The 12,470-nt window shown below is 64.9% G+C and carries 9 protein-coding genes; 4 read left to right on the forward strand and 5 right to left on the reverse strand.

The genetic code is table 11. The annotated features are described in order from the left end of the window. Positions 1–76: 76 nt before the first annotated feature. Positions 77–721: a thioredoxin family protein gene (locus OJB03_RS11785; RefSeq protein WP_263787681.1), complete on the reverse strand. Its 645-nt coding sequence runs from the start codon at positions 719–721 to the stop codon at positions 77–79. An 86-nt stretch (positions 722–807) separates the two neighbouring features. Beyond that, entirely contained in the window at positions 808–3,039 is a 2,232-nt protein-coding gene (locus OJB03_RS11790; RefSeq protein ID WP_263787683.1) for a protein-disulfide reductase DsbD family protein, read from the reverse strand. A 702-nt stretch (positions 3,040–3,741) separates the two neighbouring features. Here OJB03_RS11790 and OJB03_RS11795 point away from each other — a divergent pair. The 3 genes from OJB03_RS11795 (at position 3,742) to OJB03_RS11805 (ending at position 7,970) form a co-directional block, all read left to right on the forward strand. Continuing rightward, entirely contained in the window at positions 3,742–3,978 is a 237-nt protein-coding gene (locus OJB03_RS11795) for a hypothetical protein (protein WP_263787685.1), read from the forward strand. A 138-nt stretch (positions 3,979–4,116) separates the two neighbouring features. Then, positions 4,117–4,428, forward strand: a complete 312-nt coding sequence (locus OJB03_RS11800) for a hypothetical protein (protein WP_263787687.1) — start codon at positions 4,117–4,119, stop codon at positions 4,426–4,428. A 341-nt stretch (positions 4,429–4,769) separates the two neighbouring features. Continuing rightward, positions 4,770–7,970, forward strand: coding sequence for a cadherin-like domain-containing protein (locus OJB03_RS11805; protein ID WP_263787689.1), 3,201 nt, complete (start codon positions 4,770–4,772; stop codon positions 7,968–7,970). Between the two features lie 401 nt (positions 7,971–8,371). On the opposite strand, the gene OJB03_RS11810 is transcribed toward OJB03_RS11805, so the two are convergent. The 3 genes from OJB03_RS11810 to OJB03_RS11820 all read right to left on the reverse strand — a co-directional run bounded on the left by OJB03_RS11810 (position 8,372) and on the right by OJB03_RS11820 (position 11,035). Beyond that, positions 8,372–9,142, reverse strand: a complete 771-nt coding sequence (locus OJB03_RS11810) for a M14 family metallopeptidase (RefSeq protein ID WP_263787690.1) — start codon at positions 9,140–9,142, stop codon at positions 8,372–8,374. A 30-nt stretch (positions 9,143–9,172) separates the two neighbouring features. After that, positions 9,173–9,490, reverse strand: coding sequence for an antibiotic biosynthesis monooxygenase family protein (locus OJB03_RS11815; protein ID WP_263787692.1), 318 nt, complete (start codon positions 9,488–9,490; stop codon positions 9,173–9,175). A gap of 102 nt (positions 9,491–9,592) precedes the next feature. Then, positions 9,593–11,035 (reverse strand): MATE family efflux transporter, encoded by a 1,443-nt coding sequence (locus OJB03_RS11820; RefSeq protein ID WP_263787694.1) that lies wholly within the window; start codon positions 11,033–11,035, stop codon positions 9,593–9,595. A 463-nt stretch (positions 11,036–11,498) separates the two neighbouring features. Here OJB03_RS11820 and OJB03_RS11825 point away from each other — a divergent pair, with 463 nt between their 5' ends. Further along, entirely contained in the window at positions 11,499–12,338 is an 840-nt protein-coding gene (locus OJB03_RS11825; RefSeq protein ID WP_263787696.1) for a hypothetical protein, read from the forward strand. Positions 12,339–12,470: the final 132 nt, after the last annotated feature.

A 12,470-nucleotide genomic window follows, 5' to 3' on the forward strand; every position in this document is an offset into this window, starting at 1 on the left:
AAAGGGGCGAGATACATAAAAAAGCCGACCGGCCCGAGACGACCGGTCGGCAGAAGTGAAGTCCCGGCATACCCGCTTACTTCGAGGCGTACTTGATGGTACACCCGTACGGCTCCGCGCGCTTCGGGCTCACGTCTTCCCCGTTCATCGTGGCGTCGAGGGCCATCTGGACGTAGTTCGTGGCCCCTTCGATGTCGGCCTCGTCCGTAGTCGGCTTGTCGTCGATGCCTCCACGGTAGAGCAACTCTCCCTCCGGACTAATGACATACATGTGCGGCGTGACCGTCGCGCCATACGTCTTTCCGACCTCCCCGTCCGGATCCATCAAAATGGCGGTCATGTTGCCATCGTGCTTTTTCTTCTGCTCGACCATCTCTTCGGGGGGGTAGTAGCCCTGCTTACCGGGCGCCGAGGAGACAATCGAGAGCCACACGACGCCTTCATCGGTGTAGGTTTCCTGGAGCCGCTGCATGTTACCGCTGCCGTAGTGCTTTCCGACGAACGGGCATCCGAAGTTGAGCCATTCGAGCACGACGTGCTGGCCTTCGAAGTCAGCCAGGCTGTGTTCGTCGCCGTCTGCGGCCATTAGGGTAAAGTTGGGGGCAGGCTCTCCGACTTCAGCCTGATCAGTCTGCCCCAGACTCATCGTGGGAAGCGCAACGGCCGTTAGCAATCCGAGAACGAGGGTCGTACAGGTAACTCGGAGTAGGCGTGCAGTCATGAGTACACGGGTGGTTGTGTTAGGGAAACGGAATGAACCAAAGTGGGAACGACGGTGCAGGTTGCGACCGTGGTGCTACACTTCAATCAGTGGGACTCGTGTGTGGCGACCGTCGACGAGAGGCCGTCCAGGGCATCGAGAACCGCACCTTCCGTGAGCACCTCCGGCAGCAGTTCGGGCTCGGAGCCGTCGCCCGCGTACAGCACGTAGACCGGGACGCCGCTCCGGCCGTGCGATTCGAGGGCGCGGGTGATTTGCGGGTCGCGGTTCGTCCAGTCGGCCCGCACGAGCGCCACGTTTTTCTCATCGAACGCGCTCTGTATCGATTCGGCCGTCAATACGCGGCGCTTGTTGACCTGGCAGGTCAGGCACCAGGCAGCGGTGAAGTCCACGAAGACGGGACGGCCCTCCGCCCGGAACGACTCGATGGTTTCTGGGGAGTAGGAGCGCCACGTCGTGGCCGTCCCTGACACGTCCTCGGAGGGAGGCGTGGCCTTCTCGGCGGGCGCCGCCCCGGCCCCGATGACCGCGATGGCGATGCCGCCCACCAGCGCGGCCCCCGCAAGCCCCCGCGTGACCAGCATGGTCGTCCGCGAGAGCTGCGGCACCGACCAGCGGTGCACGATCCAGGCCGCCACGCCCAGCAAGAGGAGCCCGGCGAGCAAAAAGGCTACCCCGCCGTTGCTCGTCTGCTGCCCGAAGACCCACACGAGCCAGATGGCAGTCGCAAACATGGGAAAGGCGAAGGCCTGTTTCAGCGTCTCCATCCAGGCGCCCGGGTCGGGCAGGCGATCGAGGAGGGCCGGGGTCATGGAAAGAACGACGTACGGCGTAGCCATGCCGACGCCGAGAGCCGTAAAGATCAGTAGCGCCCCCACCGTCGAAAGCGTGAGTGCTACGCCGAGGGCCGCCCCCATGAACGGTGCCGTGCAGGGCGTCGCAACGACCGTGGCGAGCACACCGGTCAGGAAGGCGCCCAGGTTGCCCCCTCCGGACGCCGCCGTCTCCATCCGACCGCCCCAACTCATGAGGGTCGTGCCCACCTCGAAAACCCCGAGCAGGTTCAACCCGATGCCGAAGAACAGCATCGTCATGAGGGCAATAAAGATGGGCGACTGGAGCTGAAAGCCCCACCCAATCTGGCTGCCCATCGCCCGCAGGGCCAGAAGTCCCCCGGCCAGAACCCACATCGATCCCAGCACCCCCGCCCCAAAGAGCAGCCCATGGCGCCGCATGGCGCCCGCCTCGCCCCCTGCCTCTTCGGCGAATCCAAGAATCTTGACCGACAGGACCGGAAACACGCAGGGCATCAGGTTGAGCAGCACCCCGCCGACGAGGGCAAACGCAAGGGCCCATGGAAGCGAGAGCCCCCCACCAGTAGACGAGGCACCGGCCCCCATCGCATCGGCCGCTGAAAGCGTCGAGTCAACCGGCACGTCTACCTGCATGGCGCGCACCTCGCTGCTTGGGGCCCAGCTCGTGCCCTCAGGCGCCACCAGCACGCCCCGCAGCCGGTCGGCCGGCGCCTGGGCGTAGTCCGACTGCTGCAGTGAGATCGTGTAGGTGTCTCCGTCCTGTGTCACGGGCTGGGGCGCCCCCGGATCAACGACGGACTTCTCCGACGGAAAGAAGTATGCCCCTTCCAAGTCGGGCCGCGCCCCGTCCGGCGCCCCCAGAATCAGGGTGTAGCGGTCTCCACTGCGCCCCGCCCCCACCGACCAGTCACTCACGCGCTTCGGATGCTTCGCTCGCGCCGCTTCGAAGGTGGAGGCCCGCCCGGATTTCTCGGGGGCCTCGTCGGCCACGGGCAGCGTCACCTCCACATCCGAGTGCGCGGGCAGGCAAATTTCCTCACAGATCAGCCACTCGGCGCGTCCGCCGAGAGCGACCGTCGCGCCCGGCGTCAGCGTGTCCGGCGGAGTAACGGTGGTCAGCAGCAGGACCTCGTCGGAGTACCCGTAGCTGATGAGGGACCCGAACTCAATTCGGTGCGGGTAGGGCCACTGGAACCCGCTCGTCTCGTAGCCTTCCAGCAGCGCCCAGTCGATGGATGTCGGCTCCCCGGACGCTCCCGGGTTCTTCCAGTAGCTGTGCCACCCCTCCTCCATCTCCAACCGCAGGCCCACCGTCAACGGCTCCCCCGGCACGATCACGTCCTGCCCGCTAACGAGCGTTGCCTCGCTGTGTGGACTTGGGTCATCAGGGGCCTGCGACTGAGCCTGTAGCGTCGTGGCAGTCCCGCCCCCCCACAGAACCACGAGAAGCCACGCGCCAAGGATCAGGCATCGTCGTCCACTAGACCGCTGGCAGAGCGTCATGGGAGGCTGAGGAGGCCGCGTGAGTGGGTAGTGAGCTAAATATGTTTACCCAAACTTCCCCAGATGGTTCATCCCTCCCCACCCGTCCATCAGGCAGTCACGCCGGACTGCGCCCGTGCCTCTCACTGTCCAGCACGGCACTCTCGCCGGGAGATAGTTTCCCAGCGAGACGGTAGATTTTCCTCACCTCGCCACGGATTGCCCTGAATGGGGATCGGGCACGGGGACGATCAGCGTCCGGCGATAGATGCCCGTCGGGGCGGTATCGGGGCATCATCGACGAGTGCCCCCCGCAGCCCCGCCTTTTTCTCGCAGAATAGCACACATCGTGCTTCTCCAGCCCTCTCTCGTCCCAAAAGGGGTGTATCTCTTGAGCCTTCATCGCCCCTTCTCACCACCTGGAACGGTTCTAGCAACCTCTTCTCACCAACCAACCCACGGATCTTTCTCGGGGCACCGACCTCTTGTTGCGAAGCCGGAGGCTGTCACCGATCACTGGTCGCAATCAGGCAGGAGTCGAGGCCGGAGGTCATCGGTCTCCCCCCAGGACCACAGCCATCCGTGCATTTAAGCCTTCCCTGTCAGCCGTCGATACCTGCAACTGAAGAACTGTCTGACAGATACATCCCGGATGGCTCGTTCCACCAACTGGCTTTCCGAAGCATTCCAAAACGCCATCTTTTGCCCAGTGGATTGACCAGAATGTTTCTCAACGGCTCCTTCCTTCCGTTCGGATCTGTCACCGACTCTGACCCCGAAGAGTCGCCCGACGAGGACCTTCCACCCAACCTGCGCCGGGCCGGCCGACATGCCTACCGCCGTGGATGGGAAGAATACCGCGAAGCCGATTGTCCCTTCGGCCCGACGGACCAGGCGATGCTCATCTGGTTCTCGTTCAGCAACGAGACGGAAATGTCTCCCACCGTAGGTCGGAACTGAAAAGCAGACATCCTCACGAATCATCCACGAGGCTCGACAGACTCGCCCCCACACAGGGACTCCCCACAGAACGAAGCAACGTGGGATCCCTGATCGGTGCTGCGGCCCGTGGTCTTTTCTCCGCACCCCCCAGGCGTCATGAACAAATCTGCCTCGACCGTAAACATCACGTTTGAGAGTCCGACTCGAACCTCGCGCCCGAGTGCGTCTTCGTTCCACCATCGCAACCTTGAAGGCGTGCCGGAATCCACGGCCCGACAGATGGCCCAGGACTTTACGACCTACCAGCACGAGCCATCTACGATCAGCGAGAAGAAGCTGTATAAGTACCAGTCGGTGGACCAGAGTGGAACGCTCGAGGACGAATGCCTCGTCGCGCTCGACTTCGGGGAAATCGTCACCCTGGAGGTCACCCATCCCTCGAACGTAACCGTGCGAGAAGGAGCCTGAATCTCAGTGTATGCCTCGCTCCCTCGCCCTCCGTGTATCGGAGATCTCGGGTCTCTCGTCGTTTCTTAGAGGCCACTCAAAAGCGCCGTCGAGGGGACTCTCTCGCAGTTCGTGGCCCTGGAGGCATCTCCGTCATGGCGGGATGGCTCCTCACTGGCAGGGTTCTTGTCTTCGCATTGGGGTAGAACGGCCGAGGTTCGTCAGGAGCATCGTGTAGGTCGTTCTCTCTTCCGGTCGTCTCAGCCGGGTGCACCGTCCTCCGGCGGCGCCCCCGGGAAGCGAGGGACTTAAACGGCCTGGAGAGCGTCTCCTGCTTCTCTCAGTCGGGCTCCACCCGTGCTATGATGGGCACTCATCTTCTGACTTGTGGCCGACGAGCGATCCGTGCGATCCTCGTCCTCGTCCTGCTTGGCGGGCTTGGCCTTCCCCTCGGCGTCTCTCACGCGCAGGACGCAGCCCCCCAAATCCCCCTCACGGTACGCAACGGGGAGGGGGAGACCTTCGCCTTGACCCTCGGCCTCGCCCCGGAGGCCACGAACGGCATCGACCCGGCACTTGGGGAACAGGAACAGCCTCCTGTGCCTCCGTCCGGCGTCTTTGACGTCCGCCTCGTCGACGACAATGTTTCCGCGTCCGGCTTCGGAGAGGGACTTCTGAAGGACGTTCGGCCGGGCGACGCGCAGTTCGAGGGGACCAAGCAGCACGAGATTCGCTTCCAGGCGGAGAGTGGGACCGACCTCACCATTGCCTGGGACCTGCCCGAGGGCGTCACCGGCACAATTCAGAATGTCCCGGACGGGGGCGTGTACGACAAGGCCATGAACGGGCGCGACTCCCTCGTGGTGGGCGCGAGTGCGCCCGACGCGATCGTCACCTTGAAGTATGCCCCGAACCAAGCCCCGACCCTCGACACGAGTACCGGAATAACGATCCTTGAAGGCGGGGCCACGCTCCTCACAACCAGCGAGCTCAGTGCCTCCGACCCGGACGACCCGCCCTCGGCCCTCACCTACAGGGTGACCGACGGGCCGACGCAGGGGGAACTCGTGGTCGACGGCAGTCCCGCCTCATCCTTCACGCAGGCGGACCTGGGCGCAGGACGGGTTGAGTACGACCACACCGCCCCCAACGCCGATGACGACAGCCTTTCGCTTTTCGTCGAAGATGCGGGCGGAAAGCGCACTCCGGAAGCGACATTCTCGATCGCGGTGAATTCCGAGAACGACGCTCCGACCATCTCACTCGATCCGTCCGACGCCTCGATCGCGGAAAACAACAGTCCCCCGACCGAGGTCGCCACCGTTTCGGTCGCCGACGATGGCCTCGGCGGGAACGAGCTCTCTCTCGGCGGGTCCGACGCAGGCTCATTTTCCCTCACCGACGCGAATGCGCTCGTGCTCACCGAATCGGCCGACGCCGAGGCCACGAGCAGCTACTCCGTCACCGTCGCGGTAAATGACCCGGACATCACCCCCAGTCCCAACGATAGCAGGGAGTTCTCCCTCCGGGTCAACGACGTAAACGAGCCGCCCGTCCTTGAGACAAACTCCGGCCTTGCCCTGTCGCCGGGCGGATCCGCGACGCTGACAACCGGCGAGCTCAGCGCCTCCGATCCGGACGAGACGCCCTCGACACTCACGTACGTGGTCACCAAGGCCCCGACGCAGGGGGAGCTCCTGGTGGGCGGTAGCCCCACTGCCTCCTTCACCCAGACGGATCTGAGAGAGGGATCCGTCCGGTACAACCACACCGCCTCCAGCCCCGACAATGACCAGTTTTCGTTCGCCGTAGGGGACGAAGCCGGAGCACGTGACACCGCGGCAACATTTCGGGTCGCCGTCGACCCGTCCACCCACCGGACCACAATTCGAGGAACGGACGGGACGGGGAACGACACGGGCTGGCGCCTGCTCGCCCCGCCCTCGAACGTGACCCGACGCGCCTTCGAAGATGACCTCGCGTTCGATGTCAACTCGGGGGCCCTGCTGTACACCTGGGACGGCACGGGGTGGTCGCCGGCCACGGACTCCTCTGCGGCACTGCCACGTGGGAAGGGCTTCATCCTGTACTTTTTCGACGACGAGGTCGACCCGATTCTCGCCGACGGACTGACCCTCAAGATTCCCGACCTCAACGAAGACCAAACTACGGACGTAACGATCGACGGGCTCGATGCCGGCCGCTCCCTTCACCTGCTCGGGAATCCGTACGACGTCGCCTTCGACCTCGACAACCTGGCCGGAGGCGCCCTCTCCGAGCGCGGCTTCCAAAACACGGTACAGGTCTGGGACCCTTCGGGCAAGGGGCAGTGGACCCTGATCACGCAGGGAGGCCCCAACGACACCATCCCAGCGTGGCAGGGCTTTTTCGTCGAGCGTGCCCGGGGCGGCCGCGGCCAGACCCGTCTCACCTTCGGTGCGGACGGACGCCAGTCCGACTCGGGCGACCTCATCGGGAGCAAGCCCGCGCTGCTCTCGGACACCCAGAGCGAACGGGCCCGGCTGGACCTATCCCTCGTCGTGGAAGGCGCGACGGACACGCTTGCCCGGAACGACGCCACCTTTCTTTTCCGTGGGGACGCCGACCCGGGCTGGGACGCGTACGAAGCCACCCAGCTCCCGCCCCCGACCGAGAACACGTACGCCACGCTGAGTAGCCCCCTCCAACGAGACGGCGCACTGGTCCGCCGGACCCTTGCCAGTGAGCCCCCACCGGGGCAGAACGACACCCTCTCCTACCCGCTCTCGGCACGGTCGGTCGGCACGACGGGCACGGCCACCGTGCGGTGGCCCGAGTCGGAGCGCGCCCTCGTCCCCCGCACGTGGACCGTGGAGCTGGTCGACCGCCAGACCGGTGCCGTCACAGACCTGCGCGAGGCGCCCTACACCTTCGAGCTCGCCAAGGACGCCGGCTCCATCGACGCCCCCGGGAACGCTCGATTTGCGCTCCGCCTCACGCCCAAAGCAGGCTCCGCGGAGGTCACCGATTTTTCGGCCGAGCCCACCGACTCGGGCATCCGCCTGTCCTGGAAAACAACCTCCGAGATCAACAACACAGGCTTCCGCGTCCAGCGCAGGCCCACTGGGGCGCAGTGGGAGCAAATCGCGTTCGTCGAGAGCAACCTCTCCAAGAGCACCACGACTGGGCCTCAATCCTACCAGGTCACCGACGAGGACCCGCCGTACGCAATCGATTCGCTGAGCTATCGCCTCCAGCACGTAGACACGACCGGCACCGCCCACACCGCCAACGAGACGGACCTCCAGTTCAGCGCCCCCGAGCAGATCACCCTTCGCCCCCCCTTCCCTAACCCATCCCGACAGCACGCCACACTTCAGTTCGGTCTCTCCAACGCCACAGCGGTGCAGATTACGGTCTACGACCTTCTGGGCCGTTCAGTGAAGGCGCCCGTACGCGGCCGGTTTGAGGCAGGGCGCCACAGGGAGCGACTCTCGACAGCAGGCCTCGCCCCGGGCATGTACTTCGTGCGGATGCGGGCAGGTGGCACCACCCGGACCCGAAAACTCACGGTCGTCCGGTAGTCCACTGATTTCTCCGGACACCGGCTGACGGCATCACACGAATCGACTTGCTCCATGGGATTACCAAAAAGACTCGGGATAATCTAGATATTTACCCCGGTCGCTCCGGATTTGGGACGAGAGCGTCATCGAGCATGACAAGATTGGTTCCTGCGCATTCAGCCTCGCCCACAAGGCCCTGCACTGCGATGGGACTGATCAGCACGCTGTTTCTAGCTGCCTCGCTGGCGACCTTCTCGATCTACCTCCGGCGCCTCTCGGACGAGGCCCCGGCGAAGACCTCGTAGGCCCTCTGCGGACACAAACGTCACGCGGGCGCGGCATCCTCGGGGCGAGGTTGCCCCACCTCGTGGACGGGCCTAGTGCAGAGCCCCCGGCGGCAAGCCCCCCGTGGCAGAGCGTCATTCTGCGATGGCATCAGCCCGTCGGGCCATGAATCCAATGCGGTCTTCGTACCCGTACGTCGACATGAGCACCGGATAAAAGGCCTCCTCCGCCCGCCGCACGGTCCCGTTCTTCGTCGCAAAGACCTCCCCGGTCTCCACACGCCGAAAGTTCTCGGCGACGAACTCAAAGCCCCGCCCCGACGCGTCCCCAACCACCTCGTACACCGTTGGGGTGGAGCGGACGTAGGGGCGGTCGATGAGTCCTTCGGCGGCCAGGAAGTGCAGGAGAATGCGATGCGCACTGGACGCCGCGCCCTCGTCGTCGTAGTATCCACACTCGATGGCCACGCCCGTCACGGGCTCCGTCACCCCCCCGCCGACGTGGCTCATGTCGACGAGGCGATCGAGCCCAGTCGACCGGGCAAGCCGCCAGGAGGCCTTGTCTTCACCCGTCACGATCGCGTACGGGCAGCCTCGTGACTCGGTGGAGTGGAAGTCGATCACGGTGGTGTCCTCCAGTTCACGTCGGAGGCGCGCCGCGAGACGCACCTCATGCTGCTCGCTCGACGCATCGCCCGGCATGGCCCGGTTCAGATCTGTATCGCAGAACCGGTAGCCAAGCTTGAACGCCCGCTCGTTGGCAAGCACGAACTTGACCGGGGCTTGCAGCGTCACGTCGCCTGCCTTGAGGCGATTGAACGCGTGCCAGCCACAGGTCTCGTCGCCGTGCACACAGGCCAGAATGGTGTATTCCGGACGACCGTCGCCGAGGGTTTCAACGTGCATTGCAATTTGGGCGGGTGAATGTAGGGCTGATTATTCGCGGCTGTCGACGACCACGTCGTAGTGGGCTACCTCATCCTCAAACCGGCGAAGCAGGGCACGAGCGGCGGGCGGCACGTGGGCGTCCTGCGGATCTTTTTCCCCAAAACGCCGAACCGCGTCCATCGAGGCGAAGCGCAGAACCGTCATAAACGCCACGTCGTCCCCGTCCGGCCGTCGATACACCTCCGCCCCGCGAAAGCCCTCGCCGCTCTGGGCCGCAATATCGGGCAGAATCTCGGTTCGGAGCAGCCGCTCGTACCGGTCCGCGTCGTCCGGGGCCGTCCACCCTCGCCATACGCGAGCGATCATTGGAACGTGGGTGTGTGAGGAGCAGAAATGACGCTGAATGCCAGTCGGCCGTTCGTCGCAGGCCGGAAGTCCCCGCCCGTACAACGGCGACACGCTGAGGCGTTAGCCCGACCGCGTCTCCTCCTCTACCGGCACCTCTACCGCCGACGCCGGGGGCGCCGCTCCGTTGGAACCAGTCGGCACGGCCTCTTCTCTGACGGCCTTCCCCACCTGGCGGTGGAAGCGTGCAAGCAGGAGGACGGACGCCGCGGCGAGTCCCGTCACCAGTCCCCACCAGAGGGCCTCGGGGCCGCCCCCACCGCGCACCCCCCACAGGTAGCCCGTCACGAGCCCGATCCCCCAGTACGTCCCGACCGCAATGCCCATAGGCACTCGCGTGTCTTTGAGGCCCTGCAGGGCCCCGTGGGCCGCCACCTGCAGGCCATCGAACAACTGAAAGACCGCCGCCACCCCCAGCAGTTGGACCGCCAGTGCAATCACCTCGGTGTTGCCGGGATCAGAGAGGTCCAGGTAAAGCCCCACGATGGGTCGCGGCAGGGTCCAGAAGAGCGTGGCCGTGCCCACCATGAAGAGGGTGGCGAGCCCCATCGCCATTCCGCCGGCGCGGCGCGCCCCCGCCTCGTCCTGTGCCCCGGCCGCCTGCCCCACCCGCACCGTGCCCGCCATCCCGATGCCGAGCGGCACCATGAACGCGAACGCCGCACACTGCAGGGCCACCTGGTGGGCCGCGAGTGCCGTCGTCCCCAACGTGCCCATCATTACCGTCGTGACCATGAACAGGCTCGACTCCACGCCCCGGGACGCTCCCATCGGCGCCCCCACCCATACAAGCTCACGGAGGTAGGCCGCGTCCGGCTCCCGGAGCCGTGTAAACACCTCGTAGGACGAGAACGGCTCCGTACGATGCACGAACAGGGCCAGCAGGCCGAAGAGCACCGAGAAGACGATGGTGCTCGCCCATCCCGTCCCTGCCACCCCCAGCGCCGGCAGCCCCCAGTACCCGAACATGAGCACTTCGTTGGCCGCGATGTTCACCCCCACGCCGATGAACGCAATGATCGTCACGGGCAGGGGACGCGACAGGCCCTCCACGAAGCTCCGTAGCGCAGCAAACCCAAGAAACGGCAGAATGCCCCACCGGATGGCGTTGAGGTACGCCGTGGCCCCATCGATCGCCGTCGGCTCCTGCCCCGTCCACCGCAGTACCGGCTCAATGGTGCTCAGGATTAGGAGAATGACGGCGCCCAGTCCCCCGGCCAGCCAGAGTCCCTGCCGCACGCTCCGCCCCGCAGCCACCGGGGCCTCCGCGCCCACCGCCTGCGACACCAGGGGCCCCACGGCCCGGACCATCCCCATGCCCATGATCGCGAAAAAGAAAAAGACCGTGTGCCCGAGTGCCACACCCGCCAATGCCTCCGGCCCCAGGCGCCCCACCATCACCGTATCCACGAAGCTCATGGAGATGTGCGCCAGCTGGGCCGCCACGACGGGTCCCGCTAGACGAAGGGTGGCGCGAAATTCGTGGTAGAGGGCAGAGGAGAACACAAAGGCGACGGGTGGGGAAAGCACTTGAGCGCCTTCCCCTAACGTGAAGACGGGGCCTCCGTTCGTCACGGCGACGAAGAGGGGCCCCGTTTTGGGAAAACTTCCCCTCCGAGATCGCCCCTCTCAGGAGTTTTCGGGGGACACGGGAACGCGCCCGGACGTCTCAACCAGACGTTCCCTGAGACACCCCTGAAACAGACGCGCCACAGTCCCACCGCTCCACCGTCATCGTTCCGCGTGTTTTCGCTTGCCCCCTCCGTCCTGCGTCGCCGAAGAACCGGGAAACTGTATTGATCCCGTGAATCGATGCAAGGCGGAGCGGCCCGGAATACGCTTTGTCTTTTGTACAGGGCAGACGCACTCAACTCGATTACGGCCCCAAGCTCCCTGGACGGAGAAATCTCGTCGTGCAGAACGAGCTCAGGCCCTACCGCACTGCTCTCATCAAACAGTACTGCAGACCATGACGCAATCCGCACCCCTACTGTCCCGACTGGGTCCGCTGGCCCTCGTCCTCGCGATAGCCCTCTCCTTCACCGCCTGCGATTCCGCCGGTCCATCCACCAGTGGGGATGGCGAGATACAGGTGGGCTTTTCGACATCCTCTTCGATCTCCACGTCGTCGACCAACGCGTTCGCCAAGGCCGAGTCCGACTCCCTGGTGCTTTCCGGAGCAAACGGCGACACTCTGAATATCCACGACATCCGCCTGATCGTCGACAAGGTGAAGCTGGAGCAGGACGGGGAGGACCAGGACGGCGACGATGACGGAAACGACAGCACGGAGGTGGAAATCGAGCGCGAAGTTGAGGTCGAGCGCCCCAGCTTTCTGAATCTTCCGCTACAGGGATCTGAAATCTCGCCCGTGGCGGCCGGGGACGTGCCCGAAGGAAGCTACAACGAATTTGAGTTTGAGGTCGACGACCTCGACGACGAGGAGGGGAATGCCCAAGCCCTGCTGTCGGACATCCGCAACGGAGACGAATTCCCGAACTGGCCCGAGGACGCGAGCATGGTCGTCGTCGGCACCTTTATGCCCGCCGACGGCTCGCCGACCGCCTTTACGGCGTACTTCGCAGCCGAAATTGAGGTCGAGCGGGAGTTGCAAACACCCCTCGAGGTGACCGGCGAAGGATTCTCGCGCGAACTCGTCGTGCGGCTCGATCCGGGCCCGTGGTTCACACGCACGGACGGCACCCTCGTGGACCTCTCGCAATCCGACTACGACACGGGTGAGAAGCCGGTGGAGTTCGAGGCCGAGTACGAATTCGAAGACGGCATCTCCGAGATTGAGTTCGAGTAGCCTCGGGGCCCCACCAGAAGACCGAGCAAAGCAGCCTGGCCGGACGGGATGTCCCCTCCGGCCAGGCTTTGCTTTTGCCTCTTCTCCAGATGCACCCGCCCGGACCTGCGCAAGTGCTCGTTTTTGTTCAAC

Origin of the sequence: Salinibacter grassmerensis, assembly GCF_947077765.1 — a bacterium.
Taxonomy (GTDB): Bacteria; Bacteroidota; Rhodothermia; order Rhodothermales; family Salinibacteraceae; genus Salinibacter; species Salinibacter grassmerensis.

Bases quoted from the DNA above. Each gene is read 5' to 3' on its own strand.
- OJB03_RS11785 (WP_263787681.1), bottom strand. From the start codon at position 721: ATGACTGCACGCCTACTCCGAGTTACCTGTACGACCCTCGTTCTCGGA.
- OJB03_RS11790 (WP_263787683.1), bottom strand. From the start codon at position 3,039: ATGACGCTCTGCCAGCGGTCTAGTGGACGACGATGCCTGATCCTTGGC.
- OJB03_RS11795 (WP_263787685.1), top strand. From the start codon at position 3,742: ATGTTTCTCAACGGCTCCTTCCTTCCGTTCGGATCTGTCACCGACTCT.
- OJB03_RS11800 (WP_263787687.1), top strand. From the start codon at position 4,117: ATGAACAAATCTGCCTCGACCGTAAACATCACGTTTGAGAGTCCGACT.
- OJB03_RS11805 (WP_263787689.1), top strand. From the start codon at position 4,770: ATGATGGGCACTCATCTTCTGACTTGTGGCCGACGAGCGATCCGTGCG.
- OJB03_RS11810 (WP_263787690.1), bottom strand. From the start codon at position 9,142: ATGCACGTTGAAACCCTCGGCGACGGTCGTCCGGAATACACCATTCTG.
- OJB03_RS11815 (WP_263787692.1), bottom strand. From the start codon at position 9,490: ATGATCGCTCGCGTATGGCGAGGGTGGACGGCCCCGGACGACGCGGAC.
- OJB03_RS11825 (WP_263787696.1), top strand. From the start codon at position 11,499: ATGACGCAATCCGCACCCCTACTGTCCCGACTGGGTCCGCTGGCCCTC.